Raw genomic sequence first — 18,079 nt, 5'->3', positions numbered from 1 at the left:
ATCCGGCCGGGGCTACTTCGGGCCGAAGGTGAGCACGAGCTGCGGAACGGCGTCCGCGGCGGTCGACTCGCTGGACCAGATCCAGAGCGGGTCGGTGCCCGTGCTGGTCAGGGCCATGCTGTAGCTGCCGCCCAGCACCGCGGTGACCGCGGTGGTGTCCAGCTCGACGTTCTGGATGGCGGAGCCGTCCGGGACGCCGGCGAGGGAGCCGAGCGGGGTGGCGCCCAGGGCGGGCTTGGTGTTGAAGGTGGTGTCCGTGCCGTTCCAGGTTCCGGTGATCGGGACGACGTTGATGGTGTCGGTCGTCCCGGCGTTCGCCTGGGTGCTGGTCTTGACCTGGAGCGACGCGGCCTTCAGGACCTGACCGGCCGGAGCGGCGGGGAGGTTGAAGCGCAGGTACGTCTCGTAGGCCGAGGTGCCGCGCACGGCGAGCGACGACGAGGTGCCGTACGCGGTGCTCGGGGCGCCCTGGTTGATGTAGGTGTCCTCGTTCGCGGAGACCTTGGACACGGTGTCGGTCGGCGCCTTCGCCAGGTCGAAGTGGTTCTTGACCTGGGCCTGGGTGAGGACGTTCGGGTAGACGGCCGTCTCGTCGATCTGGCCCGAGAAGAAGTTGCTCGTCGGGCGGGACGGCCAGTTGGCGAGGTTGTCGCCACCGACGTGCCAGTAGCCGGTGTAGGGCGTGAAGTTGGTGACGTTCAGCGTGCCCTTGTTCTGGCCGTCGACGTAGAGCGCCATGCCGCCGGGACCCTGGGTCGCGACCACGTGGTGCCACTTGTTGTCGTTGTACGTGTCGAACAGACCGGTGGAGATGGTGCGCGGCGAGCCGTTGTAGGTGCCGAACATCAGGCGACCGGTGTTCGTCATGTAGATCTGCTTGTCGTTCGACGAGCTGGAGCGGTCGGTGTTGTTGCCGAAGCCGACCAGCTTGCCGCCGCGCGTGGTGTTGGTCTTGAACCACGTCTCGATGGAGTACGAGCTGCCCACCGTCTGGCGGTGGTCGCTGTACACCTGCTGGCTGGTGCCGTTGAAGCCCATGGCCGTGCTGGTGCCGGAGATCGCGCCGGGGCTCTGGCGCAGGGCCGGGGCGTTCAGCTGGATGCCGCTGGTGTTGCCGCCGTTGGAGGAGTCGGCGACGTACGGGCTGACGGTGTCGTCGTAGCGCCAGTACAGGTTGGCGCCGTCCGCGCGGACCTGGTTCGGGTAGGTCTGGACCGAGGTCGGGACCGTGACGGAGACGTTCGCCGACAGGGCGCTGGTGTTGCCCGCCGCGTCGCTCGCGGTCACCCGGTAGGTGTAGGACTGGCCGGGCTTGACCGTGGTGTCGACCCAGGAGGCCTGCGGGCGCTCCCACTCGACGGAGTCCGCGACCACCGAGGCGATCGGGTTCGCCGAGCCGTTGCGGTAGATGCGGTAGGCCAGCTTGCTGTCGTCCTGGTCGTAGCTGGTGCGCCAACGGACCTGGGCCTCACCGGGCTTGACGCTCGCGGCGCTGGCGACCGGGGTGGTCGGGGCGCCGACGTCACCGGTGGAGGCGAAACGGGTCAGGCCCTGCTGCGGGTTGCCGTTGATGAGGGTGAACTCACCGCCGACCCACAGGTACTTGACGTCGCTCTTCTCCGACACGGCCATGACGCGCGGGCCGATGCCCTCGCCGATGCCGTCGTTGGCGGTGGGGTGCCAGCCGAGCTTGCGCGGGCTGGCGACGAAGCCGTCCACGGGTGCGGGCGCGGCGCCGGTGTAGTTCGTCGGCTGGGCCAGCAGGAAGTTGCGCTTGCCGTCGGGCCACTCGTTGACCAGCGAGCAGTCGTGCGCGTGCGAGGAGCTGTAGAGCACTCCGTCGTACGGCAGCACGGACTGGGTCGCGCCGAGGCAGCGGTCGCGCCACTTCTCGTTGAAGTCGCTGAGGTTGAGGCCGATGCGACCGTCGAAGACGCCGCCGCCGGAGCCCTCGTTGCCGGTGTAGAAGCCGCCGTTGTCGTCGGTGGCGATCGTCTTGACGACGGAGTTGCTCGGGATGTTGCTGTAGGTCTTGGTGAGCGCGCCGGTGGTCGCGTTCACCACGGCCAGCGCGTGCGTGCTCTTGCCGTTGATGTCGAAGAAGTCGCCGCCCAGGATCACGTTCTTGCCGTCCGGGGTGACCGCGATGGCGCGGCCCGGCTCGTCGGCGTCGGCGACGAAGGGCTTGAGGGCACCGGAGGTCGCGTCGACCGCGGCGAACCGCCCGCGGGTCTGGCCCTCGACGGTGTTGAAGTCGCCGCCGACGTACAGGGTGTCGTCGGTGACGGCGAGCGCGCGCACGGTGGCGGGGAAGCTCGGGTGGAAAGCGGCCTTGGGCGCGCAGGTGGCGATGTCGATCGCGGCGAGGCTGGCGACCGGGGTGCCGTTCACGGCGCCGAAGTAGCCGCCCGCGTACAGGGTCTTGCCGTCCTTGGAGACGGTGAGGGCGCGCACGGTGGCGGTGCCGTCGCCCACGGTGAAGCTGAGCTTGCAGTCGGTCGGGTTGCCCGTCGCGGCGTCGAGCGCGACGAAGTTGACCGCTTCCTGCTCGGAACCGCTGCCGGCGTTGTCCGGCGGGCGGACCGTCGAGAAGGTGCCACCGGCGAAGACGGTCCCGTTCGTCTGCGCCATCGCGAAGACGATGCCGTTCGGCTGCCAGGTCGGCAGGTCGTCGGCGGTGAAGGCCACGGGCGGAGTGATGGCGGAGGCCTGGGGCATGAGCACCAGACCCAATCCGGCGCCGGCACCGACCAGTGACAGGGCGAGGGCAGCAGTCAGCCCTCTGGATCTACGCATGAGCCCCCCAGGGCAATAGCCCGGTTTCAATTGGCTGAAACTATCCGAACAGCCATATGTACTGGCGCAGACTAGGGCTCGCTGGACGACCTGGTCACCTCACTTGACCCATTGCATACCAACTTGGAATCAACGGGGATCAGGATGGAGGGTGCGGTGCGGACATACGGCGGAAAAGGCCCGGTCACGCCCTGGAAGACGCGACCGGGACACGGCAAACCTTAAGCGAGGCGCGCGGTGTTACGGCACCTCAGCGGTCGATGCGGACGGTGGCTCCGGCCAGTTGGTCCTCGACCTGGCGCACGTCGGCGTCCACCATGATCTGGGCCAGTTCCTGCACCAGGACCGTCGGCTTCCAGCCGAGCAGCGCGTGGGCCTTGCTCGCGTCGCCGATGAGGGCGTCGACCTCGCTCGGGCGCTCGTACTTGGCGTCGTAGCGCACGTGCTCGTTCCAGTCGAGGCCCGCGTGGGCGAAGGAGGCCTCGACGAACTCGCGGACGGTGGCGGCGACGCCGGTCGCCACGACGTAGTCGGTCGCCTCGTCCTGCTGGAGCATGCGCCACATCGCGTCGACGTACTCGGGCGCGTAGCCCCAGTCGCGCACGGCGTCCAGGTTGCCCAGGTAGAGGTGTTCCTGGAGGCCGGCCTTGATCCGGGCCACCGCGCGGGTGATCTTGCGGGTCACGAAGGTCTCGCCGCGGCGCGGGGACTCGTGGTTGAAGAGGATGCCGTTCACCGCGAACATGCCGTACGCCTCGCGGTAGTTCACCGTGGTCCAGTACGCGAAGACCTTGGCGGCGCCGTAGGGGCTGCGCGGGTGGAACGGGGTGCCCTCGTTCTGCGGCGGCGGAGTGGCGCCGAACATCTCCGAGGAGGAGGCCTGGTAGATCCGGGTGTCCACGCCGCTGGCCCGGATGGCCTCCAGCAGGCGCAGCGCGCCGAGGCCGGTCACGTCGCCGGTGTAGAGCGGGGCGTCGAAGGAGACGCGGACGTGGGACTGCGCGCCGAGGTTGTAGACCTCGTCGGGCCGTATGTCGCGCAGCAGGTTCACGAGGGCGACGCCGTCCGAGAGGTCGGCGTGGTGCAGGACGAAGGACCGGTTGGCGGTCTGCGGGTCCTGGTAGACGTGGTCGATGCGCTCGGTGTTGAAGCTGGACGACCGCCGCACGAGGCCGTGCACCGTGTAGCCCTTGGAGAGCAGGAGCTCGGCGAGGTACGAGCCGTCCTGTCCGGTGACGCCGGTGATCAGTGCGGTCTTGCCCATGTGGTTCCCCTGGTGGTCGTTGCGGTTCGGTACGGGTGGGCGCGGCCCACCCCACTGCGGCGGGGCGGCGCCCCGGAGTTCGGCCCGGACGGTCGGGCCCCGGGCGCGGCGGCGGGTGCGCCCGCGGGACTGCGGGCGCGGATCCGGGTCCGGCTGCGGCTCCCGGTCCGGCAGGAGCCGCCGGGGAACTGGATGCGTACCGTACACGGCACATCCGGAGCCCCTTGATCCGGATCGCCCCCGGGGCGGCCGGGGCCCTGGGCCGCGGCGCGTGCCCGCGGACTGGCATCATCGCCGGTATGACAAGTTCGCTGCCGCTCCTGCCCCCGCACGCCCGCGTCTTCGTCGCCGGCCACCGCGGCCTCGTCGGGTCCGCGGTCGCCCGACGGCTGACCGCCGACGGCCACGACGTGCTCACCCGGGGCCGTGCGGACCTCGACCTGCGGGACGCCGCCGCGACCGCCGCGTACCTGAGGGACGTCCGCCCGGACGCCGTCGTCCTCGCGGCCGCCAAGGTCGGCGGGATCATGGCCAACAGCACCTACCCGGTGCAGTTCCTGGAGGACAACCTCAAGATCCAGCTCAGCGTGATCGCCGGCGCGCACGACGCGGGAGTGGGCCGGCTGCTGTTCCTCGGCTCCTCCTGCATCTACCCGAAGCTGGCGCCGCAGCCGATCAGCGAGGACGCGCTGCTGACCGGCCCGCTGGAGCCGACCAACGAGGCGTACGCGCTGGCCAAGATCGCGGGCATCGTCCAGGTGCAGTCGTACCGCAAGCAGTACGGGGCCTCGTACATCTCGGCCATGCCGACGAACCTCTACGGCCCGGGCGACAACTTCGACCTGGAGTCCTCGCACGTCCTGCCCGCCCTGATCCGGCGCTTCCACGAGGCGGCCGCGGCGGGCAGGGACGAGGTCGCGCTCTGGGGTTCGGGCACGCCCCGCCGGGAGTTCCTGCACGTCGACGACCTCGCGGCGGCCTGCGCGGTGCTGCTGGAGTCCTACGACGGCGACGAGCCGGTCAACATCGGCTGCGGCGAGGACCTCACCATCAAGGAACTGGCCGAGACGGTCGCCGAGGTGACCGGCTTCCGGGGCCGACTCGCCTGGGACACGTCCAAGCCCGACGGGACCCCCCGCAAGCTGCTGGACGTGAACCGGCTGACGTCGCTGGGCTGGAAGCCCGGCATCGCACTGCGCGAGGGCATCACGTCCACCTACCGGTGGTGGCTGGACTCCCAGATCGGGAACTGAACGCATCCGTGGACCTCAGTACGCTCCGCGACCGTCGACGACGGCGCGGAACGTACGGGCCACGACGTCGACGTCGCTGGTGAAGGACCAGTTGTCGACGTACTGCAGATCCAGCTGAATCGTTTCGTCCCACGACAGGTCGGAGCGTCCGCTGATCTGCCACAGCCCGGTCATACCGGGGCGCACGGTGAGCCGGCGCAGTTCGACCTCGTCGTACCGGGCCACCTCGTCCGGCAGCGGCGGGCGCGGGCCGACCAACGACATGTCGCCCGTCAGCACGTTGAGGAGCTGGGGGAGCTCGTCGAGCGAGGTCCGGCGCAGCAGCCGGCCGACCCGGGTCACCCTCGGGTCGCGGCGCATCTTGAACATCAGGCCGTCGTTCTCGTTGGCCCCGGTGAGCTCCGCCTTCTTCGCGTCGGCGTCGACCACCATCGTGCGGAACTTCCACATCACGAAGGGGACGCCGTCGCGGCCGATCCGGCGCTGGCTGTAGAAGGCCGGGCCGCGGGAGCCGAAACGTATCGCCAGTGCGACCCCGAGGAAGAGCGGGGACAGCACCAGCAGTCCGAGCCCGGCTCCGACCCGGTCCAGTACGGACTTCAGTACGGGCTGGACGCCTCGGCTGACCGGCGGCGCGACCCGCAGCACGGCGAGCCCGCCCGCGGTCAGCGTCTCCAGCCGCTTGGCGGACACCTCCACCAGGCCGGGGAAGACGGCCAGTTCGAGGCCCGCGTCGTGCAGGGTCCAGGCGATCCGGCGCAGCCGCTCCCCCGCCATCCGGGCGCCGGGCGCGACGAGCACCAGGTCGGCGTGGTGGCTGCGGACCGCTTCCAGCACGGCCCCGGCGTCGCCGCCGGGCAGGTCGGGCAGCTCCGCCGCCAGCCGGGCCGCGACCGGAACGCCGCTGCCCAAGGAGCCCTGGCCGACCGGCACGACGCCGACGACCACGTACGGGTGGTCGGTGCGCGCGGCGAGGTGGGCGATGACGTCCTCGGCCGTGCCGGGCTCGCCGATGACGAGCACGCGGCTGACGGCCTGGGCCTCGCGACGGGCGCCGGAGAGATGCCGGTAGGTCAGCTTGTGACAGGCCACGGTGATGAGGAGGGCGGGCAACAGCGCGCCGAGCGCGGCCATCCGGGGGGTGCTCTCGTCCGTCACCACGCGGGCCACGGCCAGGACACCGATGAGAATCAGCCAGTCGTGCACGACGGGCAGGACGCCGCGCGATTCTCCCAGCAGTCGGGAGGCATAACGGCGGCGCAGCGCCTGCACGGCGACCCAGGCGACGGCCGCGCCGAGCGCGCAGAAGAGGGGTCGAGCCTGTTCGGCGGCCTCGAAGACCAGGCCGACGGGCACGGCCGCGCCGACGAGGTCCGCGGTCAGGGCCGCGGGCAGGTACCAGCGGGCTTTGTCACCGAGGCGTCGTGCGGGCGCAGCTGTCCCCTGCGCCGTTCCGGCCACTCTTTGCGCAGGAAAATGGACATGCCTCATGGGCCCCCCTGGCACGTGGACTATGACGATGGCGTATGCCCGTGGCTTCCCCTGGCCCCGAACATGCGTCGCACCGGGAAACACTACGACAAACACCCGTACGGTAAGTGCCGTTTACGTGAACGAGGCGTCTCGTTGCCCGTTCGTTAGCGGCCGGTACGACCGGTTCCGCATTTACGGCCCCTCCGACGCGCACACGTTGGTGAACAGTTCGTATAGCGGACTCGTCTCTTCGGACAACGAACCGTTTCTGGCCAACCTTTTGACGCGCCCCTGACATCCCACTCGGTTGATGGCACTCTTCGATCCGTTCTGCGCACCAGCCTGTTCTGCCCGGAGGCCCACCCAGCCTCCGGAACCCCCTTGCAGAAGGAGTCTGCGTTGAGTCCCACCCCCCACCGGCGTGCCACCGCGGCCGGCGCTCTCGTTGCCGCTGCTGCACTGCTGGCCGTAGGCATCCAGACCGGCACCGCTTCCGCCGACGCCACCGCGTCGCAGGCCCGCACCGCCGCTCAGCCCAACCCGGGCGCGGCCGCTTACAACCTGTCGGCTTCGGAGCGTGCGACGCTCCTGTCAGAGGCCAACTCGACCACCGCGCAGGCTGCCAAGGCCCTCGGCCTCGGCGACCAGGAGAAGCTGATCGTCCGCGACGTCGTCAAGGACGTGGACGGCACCACCCACACCACCTACGAGCGCACCTACGGCGGCCTGCCGGTGCTCGGCGGTGACCTGACCGTCCACGCCAAGGGCGGCGTCACCAAGAGCGTCACCAAGGCCACCAACGCCGAGATCAAGGTCGACACCACCGCGGCGGTCACCCCCGACGCGGCCGACAAGACCGCCTTCTCCGCCGCGTCCGCGGCGGGCGGCAAGGACGTCAAGGCCGCCAAGGGCGCGAAGAAGGTCGTCTGGGCAGCCGAAGGCGCCCCGGTCCTCGCCTACGAGACCGTGGTCGGCGGTGTCCAGCACGACGGCACCCCGAGCGAGCTGCACGTGGTCACCAACGCCAAGACCGGCGCCAAGATCACCGAGTGGCAGAAGATCGAGTCCGGCGTCGGCAACACCATGTACAGCGGCCAGGTCACCCTGGGCACGACGCAGTCGGGCAGCAACTACACGCTGAACGACGCGGGCCGCGGCAACCACAAGACGTACGACCTCAACGGTGGTTCGTCGGGCACCGGCACCCTCTTCTCCAACACCACCGACACCTGGGGCAACGGCGCGGCCTCCAACCGCGCGACCGCCGGTGCGGACGCGGCCTACGGCGCTCAGCTGACGTGGGACTACTACAAGAACGTGCACGGCCGCAACGGCCTGCGCAACGACGGCGTGGCCCCGTACAGCCGGGTCCACTACGGCAACGCGTACGTGAACGCGTTCTGGGACGACTCCTGCTTCTGCATGACGTACGGCGACGGTACGAGCAACACGCACCCGCTCACCTCGATCGACGTCGCGGCGCACGAGATGACCCACGGCCTCACCTCGGTCACCGGCAACATGACCTACAGCGGTGAGCCCGGCGGCCTGAACGAGGCGACCTCCGACATCATGGCGGCGGCCGTCGAGTTCAACGCCAACAACGCCAACGACGTCGGCGACTACCTCGTCGGCGAGAAGATCGACATCAACGGCGACGGCACCCCGCTGCGCTACATGGACAAGCCGAGCAAGGACGGCGGGTCCAAGGACTCGTGGTACTCCGGCCTCGGCAACCTCGACGTGCACTACTCGTCGGGCCCGGCCAACCACGTCTTCTACCTGATGTCCGAGGGCTCCGGCGCCAAGGTCATCAACGGGGTCAGCTACAACTCCCCGACCTCGGACAACCTCCCGGTCACCGCGATAGGCCGCGACGCCGCCGCGAAGATCTGGTTCCGAGCCCTGACGGTCGGCTACTTCAAGTCGAACACCAACTACGCGGCCGCCCGTACGGCGACCCTGCAGGCGGCGGCCGACCTGTACGGCGCCAGCTCGGCCACCTACAACAACGTGGCCAACGCCTGGGCCGGTATCGCCGTCGGAGCCCGCCCGCCGCAGAGCGGCGTCTCCGTCACCGCGATCCCGAACCAGACCACCCAGATCAACACCGCGGTGAACCTGCAGGTCCAGGCCACCAGCACCAACCCGGGCGCGCTGAGCTACGCGGCGACCGGCCTCCCGGCCGGCCTGTCGATCAACGCCTCGACCGGTCTGATCTCGGGCACGCCGACCACCGCCGGCACGTCCAACGTGACCGTCACGGTGACCGACTCCGCCTCGAAGACGGGTACGACGTCCTTCACCTGGACCGTCGGCACCTCGCAGCAGAACGTCTTCGAGAACACGGCCGACTACACGATCAACGACAACTCGACGGTCGAGTCGCCGATCACCGTGTCCCGCTCGGGCAACGCGCCCAGCACCCTCAAGGTCGACGTGAACATCGTCCACACCTACGTCGGTGACCTCAAGGTCGACCTGGTCGCCCCCGACGGCAGCGTGTACAACCTGCGCAACCGCACCGGCGGCAGCGCGGACAACATCGTCCAGCAGTTCACCGTGAACGCCTCCTCCGAGGTCGCCAACGGTGTCTGGAAGCTCCGGGTCGCCGACCTCGCGAGCCAGGACGTCGGCTACATCAACAGCTGGAAGCTCACCTTCTGATCCCTTCGGGGCCAGCAGTGAGCACCAACTGACATGACACGGGGCCGCCCGGGAGGAAACCTCCCCGGGCGGCCCTGTCCCATGTCCGGGGCCACGGCCGAACGGCCGCTCCGCTACGGGACCTGCTCCCCTCAGGTGCGGGACCTTCGGCGCCGGACTGGCGCGCCGGGCCGGTTCACACTGAACGGGAGCGAACCTACGGAACCGTAGGTTCGGGAGACCCGCACCGGCACGGACGGACGCACACATGCCCGCGACAGCACAGCAGCCCCTCGCCGACTCCCCCGAGCGCACCGGGTCCGACGACCACCCGTGGCTGATCCAGGGCGGCATGGGCGTCGGGGTCTCCGGCTGGCGGCTCGCCCGCGCGGTCGCCGTCACCGGTCAGCTGGGCGTCGTCTCCGGCACGGCCCTCGACGTGGTCCTGGCCCGCGTCCTGCAGACCGGCGACCCCGGCGGCCACGCGCGCCGCGCGCTCGCCGCCTTCCCGCTGCCCGAGCTCGCCCAGACCGTGCTCGACTGCTACTTCCGCGCGGAGGGCGACCTCGCGGACGGCGCCCCGATGCGCACCACCCCCCGGCTGCGCGCCACCGGCGGCAGCCAGGCCGAAATCCTCACCGTGCTCGGGAACTTCGTCGAGGTCTGGCTCGCCAAGGAGGGCCACGGCGGCCCCGTCGGCATCAACTACCTGGAGAAGATCCAGCTGGCCACCGCGCCCGCGATGTTCGGGGCGATCCTGGCGGGGGCCGACTACGTCTGCGTGGGCGCCGGGGTCCCCGGGCACATCCCCGCGCTGGCGACCCGCCTCGCCCGCTACGAGCCCGTCGTCTCCCGGATCCACGTCGAGGGCGACGAGGAACCGCTGGACCAGCTCTTCGACCCGCAGGCCCTGCTCGCCGGACACCTGCCGGGGCCGCTGCGCCGCCCGCGGGTGCTCGCCATCGTGTCGCTGCCGGTGCTGGCCACCTACCTCGCCCGGGACGCGGCCACCCGGCCCGACGGGTTCGTCATCGAGACCAGCACGGCCGGCGGCCACAGCGCCCCGCCGCGCGGTCCGATGACCCTGGACGCGTCCGGCGAGCCGGTCTACGGCCCGCGCGACCACCCCGACCTCGCCAAGATGGCCGCGCTCGGGCTGCCGTTCTGGCTGGCCGGCGGCCAGGCCTCGCCGGAGGCGCTGGCGGCCGCGCGGGCCCAGGGCGCGGCCGGGGTGCAGGTCGGCAGCGCCTTCGCCCTGTGCGAGGAGTCCGGCATGGCCCGCCACCTGCGCGAGGAGCTGCTGGAGCGGGCCCGCGGGGGCGAGCTGGTGGTCCGCAACGACCCGGACGCCTCGCCGACCGCCTTCCCCTTCAAGGTGGCGGAGCTGGCGGGCACGGTCTCCGAGCCGGAGGTCGCCGCCGCCCGGCGCCGGGTCTGCGACCTGGGTTTCCTGCGCACGCCGGTGCGCGGCCCGCGCGGGCTGGTGTACCGGTGCGCCGCGGAGCCGGTGGCGGCGTACGTCCGCAAGGGCGGCGAGGCGGCCGCCGCCGAGGGCAAGCAGTGCCTGTGCAACGGGCTGCTGGCCACGATCGGGCTGGCCCAGCGCCGCCCGGGCGGCCGGGTCGAACCGGCGCTGGTGACGATCGGCAAGGACCTCTCGTTCCTGCCGAAGGTGTCCCCGGACGCCTCCCCCTACGCGGCGGCGGACGTGGTGGCGTGGCTGGCGGGCGGCCTGGCGGCCGGGGCGGAGGCGGCGTAGCCGCACAGCCGAAAGGGCCCGGCCCCCCTGGTCATCGCCGGGGGGGGGCCGGGCCCTTCACGTGGTGCCGGGGTCAGCCGGAGTGGCCCAGGAAGCCGTCCTCGAAGAAGCCGAGGCCGTCGTCGTGGATCAGGTGGTCGTCGGAGTCGTCGTCCGCCTTGGCCGCGATCCGGTCGCCGCGGTAGCTCTGCGGGGCCTGCTGGGCGCGCCGCCCCTCGTCCTCACGAGGACCCTGCGCCTGGTCCGGACCCTGGTTCTCGTCCGGGCGCTGGTTCTCGTCCGGGGCCTGGTTCTGCTCCGGGCGCTGGTTCTCGTCCGGGCCCTGGTTCTGGTCCGGGGCCTGGTTCTCGTCCTGGCGCTGGCCCTCGTCCTGGCGCTGGTTCTCGTCCTGGCGCTGGCCCTCGTCCTGCCGCTGGTTCTCGTCCTGGCGCTGACCCTCGTCCTGGCGCTGGTTCAGGTCCGGATCCGTCTCGTCGCCGATGAACACGTCCTCGTCCGGGCCCGCCTGCTCCGGGCCGTCGTCCTCCATGCGGCTCTGCTCGTCGCGGGCGCCCTGCTCGTGCCGACCGTCGGCGTCGCCGTCACGGCGCTGGTGGTGACGGTCGTCATCGTCGTCCCAGCGCCCGTGGCCGCCGTGGTGGTCGTCATCGTCGTCGGCCGGCTTGAAGAGGACCGAGCGGACCTCCACACCGTTCACCGAGTCCCAGGGGTTGAGGACCCGCTCCGCCCGGCCGCCGCAGCTTCGGTCCTCGAACAGCAGCGCCAGCGAGCGCGTCTCGTTCTTCACCCGGGTCGCGGCGTCGTTCCAGTCGGTCCCCGTGAGCCGGTAGCAGGTGTCGTTCTCCGGCGGACGGATCGTCTCCCAGCCGTCCCCCTCGATCTTGTAGTGCAGCTCACCGAGCGAGTGGTGGTACCCGTCGTCGTTGGCGAGCGCCTGGCCCGCCGCCGGAACGACGAGGGCCAGCGCGCCGATGAACGTGGCCGCGGCGGTGGTGCGAAGACGCATGGGGAGTCCGTTTCTCGGGTTCCTCGGATACCGGGTCCGGTGGGCATCCGCGGGCAGCGTAGGAGCGGACGGGGTTGCCGAAACGATTCGCCATGCGCAGCGCGTTCGAAGGTTCACCCGGGCGGGGCCGGGCCGTTGGCCCGGACGCGCTCAAGGTCGTACGGGCGTACGGTCCCCAGCCGACTGTGCGACCACCGGCCCGGCGGCCGCCGGAGCACCGGCCGGGGCCGGGGTCCGCCCGGTGCCGCGCACCAGGGCGAAGACCAGCGCCGCCCCGACCAGGCCCATCGCCCCCGACACCAGGAACGTCTCCCGCAGCCCGCTCGCGAAGGCCGCGTCCACCAGGTGGTCCAGCGCCTGCCGGGCCTCCCCCGCCGGGGCCGCGCCGAGCAGCTGCCCGGCTCCGCCCGAGGCCAGCGCGTCGGCCATCGGGCGCGCGCCCCGCGCATCGCCCAGCCCGGAGACCAGCCCGGCGTGGAAGACCGCGCCGAGGACCGCGATGCCCAGGGCCGTGCCCAGCTGGCGCGCGGTGTTCAGCGCGCCGCCCGCCATGCCCGCCCGGGCCGGGGCCACCGCGCCCATCGCGGCCGCGGCCAGCGCCGGGGTCGCCATGCCCACGCCCACACCGGTCACCGCGAGCCCCGGGACCAGCGCGGACCAGCCGTCACCGGCGTCCAGCATCAGGGCCTGGAGCAGCGCGCCCACGCCGATCAGCAGCAGCCCGCCGCCGATGGTGAGCCGCGGCGAGAGCCCGTGCAGCAGCCGCCCGGCCACCGCGGCGACCAGGAACGCGGCCAGGCTGAGCGGCACCAGCACCAGACCGGCGCCGACGGGGCTCATGCCCTCGGCGCTCTGGAGCCACAGCGAGGTGTACATGAGGTAGGAGAAGGCCGCTCCGGAGAGCAGCAGTCCGGCGGCCATGACCGCGACGAAGACCGGGCTGCGGAAGAGCGAGAGGTCCAGCATCGGGTGGGCGGCGCGCAGTTCGACCACGACGAAGCCGACGAAGGAGAGGACGGCGAGCGCGAAGAGGCCGAGGGTGGTGGCGGAGGTCCAGCCGTTCTCGCCGACCCGGATCAGGGCGTAGGTGACGGCGGCGGCGCCGACGGTGAAGGTGACCATGCCGGGCAGGTCGATGCCCTTGGCGTGCGGGTTGCGGGACTCGACGACGGCCTTGAGGGTGACGAGGACGGCGAGGGCGCAGACCGGCAGGTTGATGAAGAAGATCCAGCGCCAGCCGAAGTGCTCGGTGAGCAGGCCGCCGATGATCGGACCGGCCGCGGCGGCGGCCCCGTTGACCGCGCCCCACACGCCGAAGGCGATCCCGCGGTCACGGCCCTGGTAGGCGGCGCTGAGCAGGGCCATGGTGGTGGCGAACATGGCGGCGCCGCCGATGCCCTGGACGGCGCGGAAGGCGATCAGGGTGCCCGGGCCGTCGGCGAGGCCGCAGGCGAGCGAGGCCGCGGCGAAGACGGCGAGGCCGCCGAGGTAGACCCGGCGGCGGCCGATCCGGTCGGCGAGCGAGCCCGCGCCGAGGAGCAGGGCGGCGAGGGCGAGCGCGTAGACGTCCATCACCCACTGGAGCCCGGCGAATCCGCTGTGCATGTCGGTGGCCATGTCGGGGAGGGCGACGGTCACGATCGTGACGTCGACCAGCAGCATGAACGCGCCGAGGCAGACCGCGGTCAACGGCAGCCACTTACGCATGGGGAGTCTCCTTGGGCAGTTCTGGGATCCGGGTCCGGGGGCTCCGGGTCCTGTCGGGCCGGGGCCGGAGTTCCGGCGGCCGGGGCTCTGGCACCCGGTGACCCCAAGGTTTCAGCCCGCTGCCGGATCACCCATCCAGGACCCCCGTTCTGCCGGATTTCCTTCACCCACCGCTCTGGGATGATGGAAACCATGAAGCCCGCGGAGCTGGACCGGCTCGACCACGCACTCATCCAGGCCCTGATGATCGACGGGCGGGCGCCCTTCAGCCGCCTCGCCGAGGTGCTGGAGGTCTCCGACCAGACGGTCGTCCGCCGCTACCGCCGGATGCGCACCACCGGGCTGGTGCGCGTGGTCGGGCTGCCGCTCGGCAGCCGGGTCGGGCTGCTGGAGTCCTGGCTGCGCGTGCAGTGCGCGCCGGACGCGGCCCTCGCGGTGGCGGGGGCGCTGGCGCGGCGCCCGGACATCGCGTGGGTGCAGCTCGCCTCGGGCGGGACCGAGATCCACTGCATGACCAAGGCCCGGAGCCGGCGGGAACGGGACGGGTTGCTGCTGGACAAGCTGCCGAGCACCCGGCGGGTGACGGGGATCAGCGCCCACACCATCCTGCGGACCTTCGTGGGCGGGCCGCTGGCCTGGTTCGGCATGGACGTGCTCGGTCCCGAGCAGGTGGCCGCGCTCGCGCAGCCGACCGCCGGGCAGCCCGCGTCGCGGGAGCGGTACGTCCTGGACGAGGCGGAGCTGGCGCTGCTGGCGGTGCTGGGCCAGGACGGCCGGGCCGGCTATCCGGAACTGGCCCGCGCCTCGGGCCTGTCCGAGTCGACGGCGCGCCGTCGGCTGGAGCGGCTGCGCGAGCTGGGCACGCTCTACTTCGACGTGGAGACGGTCCCGGGCGTGCTGGGGTACGAGGCGGAGGCCACCTTGCTGATCACGGCGGCGCCGGCCCGGCTGGCGGAGGTGGGCGCCGCGCTCGGCACCCACCCCGAGGTGCCCTTCGCGGCCGCGGTCACGGGGGCGGCGAACCTGCTGGCGGTGGTGGTCTGCCGGGACCGGGACGCGCTCTACACCTACCTGACCGAGCGGATCGGCGCGGTCGAGGGGGTGCGGCAGGTGGAGGTGATCCCGACCCTGCGCAACATCAAGCGGGCCGGGATGCTGGTCGAGGGCGGGCGGCTGGTGGATCCGCCGCCCGCCCCCTGACCCCGGTGCGGCCGGGTCAGCGCAGCACCACCCCGCCGCCCGCGCCGGCCGACGGGTCCACCGGGGCGGCGACCAGGCCGAGTTCGGCGGGGGTGGCCAGCAGCGGGTGGGCCGGCAGGATCCGCACGGTGTAGCCGAAGGGTCCCGTACGGTCCAGGGCGAGCGGGCCCTCGTACAGCCAGCGGCCCTCCAGGTCGGGTCCGGCGGCGGGCTTCAGCGGGAAGGTCCGCGCCCCGCCGATGACGTCCTGGGCGTCCACCCGTCCCGCGACGGCCTGCACCTCGACCTCGTCGGGGCCGAGCGCGTCGAGCGCGACCTGGACCCGCAGGGTGAGGGTCGCGCCCAGTTCGGCGGTGCCCCCCACCGGGCCCGGGCCCGCGGCCAGCGCCTCCACGTGCAACGCGGCGACCCGCGGCCAGGCCGCCCGCACCCGGCCCTTCCAGGCGGCGAGGTCCCGCGCCGCCTCCGGGGTCAGGGTGCGGTGGGCCAGCGCGGCCGGCGTGTACAGCCGCTCCACGTACTCGCGGACCATGCGCCCGGCGAGGACCTTCGGACCGAGCGAGACGAGGGTGCGCCGGACCATCTCGATCCACCGGACGGGCAGCGCGCCCCGCCCGGAGCGGTCGTAGAAGCGCGGGGCGACCCGGTTCTCGATCAGGTCGTAGAGGGCGTTGGCCTCGACGTCGTCGCGCCGGTCCTCGTCGGTGCCGTAGCCGTCGGCGGTGGGGATGGCCCAGCCGAAGTCCGGCTCGAACCACTCGTCCCACCAGCCGTCCAGGACCGAGAGGTTGAGGCAGCCGTTCAGCGCGGCCTTCATCCCACTGGTCCCGCAGGCCTCCAGCGGGCGCAGCGGGTTGTTCAGCCACACGTCGCAGCCGGGGTAGAGCTTTTGCGCCATGGCCATGCCGTAGTCGGGCAGGAACACGATGCGGTGGCGCACCCGCGGGTCGTCGGCGAAGCGCACCAGTTCCTGCACGAGCCGCTTGCCGCCGTCGTCGGCCGGGTGCGCCTTGCCCGCGACGACGATCTGCACGGGCCGCTCGGGGTCCAACAGCAGTCGGCGCAGCCGTTCCGGGTCGCGCAGCATGAGCGTGAGCCGCTTGTAGGAGGGCACCCGGCGCGCGAACCCGATGGTGAGCACGTCGGGGTCGAGGACGGAGTCCACCCAGCCCAGCTCGGCGTCCCCGGCCCCGCGCTGGCGCCACGAGGCGCGCAGCCGGTCGCGGACCTCCTGGACGAGCTGCTCGCGCAGCACCCGGCGCAGGTCCCACACGTCCTGGTCGGCGATGTCGGCGACTGCGTCCCAGCGCTGCGACCCACCGACGGACAGGGCGTCCTCGGTGCGCCCGGCGCCGATCTGGCGGGCGCCGAGGCGGACCACCTCGGGGGCGACCCAGGTCGGTGCGTGCACGCCGTTGGTGACGGAGACGATGGGGACGTCCGCGGGGTCGAATCCCGGCCACAGTCCCGCGAACATGCCGCGGCTGACGGCGCCGTGCAGGGTCGACACCCCGTTGGCGCGCTGGGCGAGCCGCAGCCCCATGACGGCCATGTTGAAGACGCCGGGGTCGCCGCCCGGGTAGCTCTCGGCGCCCAGTTCGAGGATCCGGTCCACGGGTACGCCGACCAGCTCGCCGCCGTCGGCGAAGTGCCGGGCGACCAGCCCGCGCTCGAAGCGGTCGATGCCCGCGGGGACCGGGGTGTGGGTGGTGAACACCGTTCCGGCCCGGACCGCCTCGACGGCCGCGTCGAAGGCCAGTCCCCCGCCCGCCAGTTCCCTTATGCGTTCGAGGCCGAGGAAGCCGGCGTGGCCCTCGTTGGTGTGGAACACCTCGGGCTCCGGGTGGCCGGTGAGCGCGCAGTACGTGCGCACGGCGCGGACGCCGCCGATGCCGAGCAGCATCTCCTGGAGCAGCCGGTGCTCGCTGCCGCCGCCGTAGAGGCGGTCGGTCACCTCGCGCGCGGCGGTGTCGTTGTCCTCGACGTCGGAGTCGAGGAGCAGCAGCGGCACCCGGCCGACCCGGACCTGCCAGACGTGCGCGTGCAGGCTGCGGCCGCCGGGCAGCGAGAGGGTGATCCGGGCGGGGAGGTCGTCGGGGCCGCGCAGGAGGGAGACGGGCAGTTCGTTGGGGTCGAGGACCGGGTAGTGCTCCTGCTGCCAGCCGTCGCGGGAGAGGGACTGGCGGAAGTACCCGTGGCGGTAGAGCAGGCCGACGCCGATGAGCGGGACGCCGAGGTCGCTGGCGGCCTTGAGGTGGTCGCCGGCGAGGATCCCGAGGCCGCCGGAGTACTGCGGCAGCGCGGCGGTGATGCCGAACTCGGGCGAGAAGTAGGCGATGGCGGCGGGCAGCTCGGCGCTGTTCTCCTGCCCCTGGTACCACCGCTCGCCGTGGACGTAGTCGTCGAGGTCGGCGGAGACGGCGTGGAGCCGGCGCAGGAACCTGCGGTCCCGCGCGAGTTCCTCCAGCCGGGCCGCGGCGACGTCCCCCAGCAGCCGGACGGGGTCACCTCCGGCGGCCAGCCAGCCCTCGGGGTCGACGGATTGGAAGAGTTCCCGGGTCTCCCCGTGCCACGACCAGCGCAGGTTGCGCGCGAGATCGGCGAGCGGCAGGAGGGGTTCCGGCAGGACAGGGCGCACGGTGAATCGACGGATAGCCTTCACGTGTCCACCTTCGCAGGGGCTTACGCATCGGAGCGGCCGCACCACGCTGTGCACCCGCGCATCACCCCGGGAAGGCTAGCGGCGCGCCCGCTCCTCGGCCATCCCGCCTCCACCGCGCGACAAGGCCCGGGCGCGGAAACCGATCTGACGGCGCCCCGGCCGCCGCGGCGCCCCGTCGTCCCTTGCGCTCGCCCTTACGTACGAGTAGTTAACCAAGCGCGCGGATTGGGCGGGCCGAGAGTGGGAAGGGCTCCCCGGGTACCGCGCACGGCACACGCCCCGCCCCACCTCCCGCCACCCGAGTGAACGCGGA

10 protein-coding genes are annotated in these 18,079 nt (G+C 72.2%); 4 read left to right on the top strand and 6 right to left on the bottom strand.

What is annotated here, in order from left to right:
- Positions 1-12: 12 nt before the first annotated feature.
- Together ACFWAR_RS08355 and gmd are read right to left on the bottom strand one after the other, a co-directional pair.
- Complete coding sequence (locus tag ACFWAR_RS08355) at positions 13-2,796, bottom strand: DNRLRE domain-containing protein (RefSeq protein WP_385774387.1); 2,784 nt, start codon at positions 2,794-2,796, stop codon at positions 13-15.
- 250 nt (positions 2,797-3,046) lie between these two features.
- Positions 3,047-4,060 (bottom strand): GDP-mannose 4,6-dehydratase, encoded by a 1,014-nt coding sequence (gene gmd / locus ACFWAR_RS08350; RefSeq protein WP_385774385.1) that lies wholly within the window; start codon positions 4,058-4,060, stop codon positions 3,047-3,049.
- 299 nt (positions 4,061-4,359) lie between these two features.
- Between gmd and ACFWAR_RS08345 the strand changes: the two genes are divergently transcribed.
- The gene (locus ACFWAR_RS08345; RefSeq protein WP_385774382.1) at positions 4,360-5,313 is read left to right on the top strand and encodes a GDP-L-fucose synthase family protein; all 954 of its coding nucleotides are present in this window, start codon (positions 4,360-4,362) and stop codon (positions 5,311-5,313) included.
- A 15-nt stretch (positions 5,314-5,328) separates the two neighbouring features.
- Here ACFWAR_RS08345 and ACFWAR_RS08340 read toward each other — a convergent pair whose 3' ends face one another.
- A complete protein-coding gene (locus ACFWAR_RS08340) occupies positions 5,329-6,804 on the bottom strand; it encodes a sugar transferase (protein WP_385774380.1) in 1,476 nt (491 codons plus the stop codon).
- 381 nt (positions 6,805-7,185) lie between these two features.
- On the opposite strand from ACFWAR_RS08340, the gene ACFWAR_RS08335 reads away from it, so the two are divergent.
- Positions 7,186-9,453 carry a M4 family metallopeptidase gene (locus tag ACFWAR_RS08335; RefSeq protein ID WP_385774378.1) on the top strand — a complete coding sequence of 756 codons (2,268 nt, stop codon included), beginning with the start codon at positions 7,186-7,188 and terminating at the stop codon, positions 9,451-9,453.
- Positions 9,454-9,700: 247 nt separating this feature from the next.
- Positions 9,701-11,191: a nitronate monooxygenase gene (locus tag ACFWAR_RS08330; protein ID WP_385774376.1), complete on the top strand. Its 1,491-nt coding sequence runs from the start codon at positions 9,701-9,703 to the stop codon at positions 11,189-11,191.
- Between the two features lie 73 nt (positions 11,192-11,264).
- Here the strand turns inward: ACFWAR_RS08330 and ACFWAR_RS08325 are convergent, their stop codons facing one another.
- The gene (locus tag ACFWAR_RS08325) at positions 11,265-12,197 is read right to left on the bottom strand and encodes a hypothetical protein (protein ID WP_385774374.1); all 933 of its coding nucleotides are present in this window, start codon (positions 12,195-12,197) and stop codon (positions 11,265-11,267) included.
- Positions 12,198-12,347: 150 nt separating this feature from the next.
- Entirely contained in the window at positions 12,348-13,904 is a 1,557-nt protein-coding gene (locus ACFWAR_RS08320) for an MFS transporter (protein WP_385774372.1), read from the bottom strand.
- A 192-nt stretch (positions 13,905-14,096) separates the two neighbouring features.
- Here ACFWAR_RS08320 and ACFWAR_RS08315 point away from each other — a divergent pair, with 192 nt between their 5' ends.
- Entirely contained in the window at positions 14,097-15,104 is a 1,008-nt protein-coding gene (locus ACFWAR_RS08315; RefSeq protein ID WP_385774370.1) for an Lrp/AsnC family transcriptional regulator, read from the top strand.
- Positions 15,105-15,120: 16 nt separating this feature from the next.
- Here ACFWAR_RS08315 and glgP read toward each other — a convergent pair whose 3' ends face one another.
- Positions 15,121-17,766, bottom strand: coding sequence for an alpha-glucan family phosphorylase (glgP, locus tag ACFWAR_RS08310; protein WP_385774368.1), 2,646 nt, complete (start codon positions 17,764-17,766; stop codon positions 15,121-15,123).
- Positions 17,767-18,079 lie beyond the last annotated feature (313 nt).

It is taken from the genome of Streptomyces sp. NPDC059917 (genome assembly GCF_042730635.1).
In the GTDB taxonomy this organism is placed as follows: Bacteria; Actinomycetota; Actinomycetes; order Streptomycetales; family Streptomycetaceae; genus Streptomyces.
This window is presented reverse-complemented; position numbering and strand designations above follow the sequence as displayed.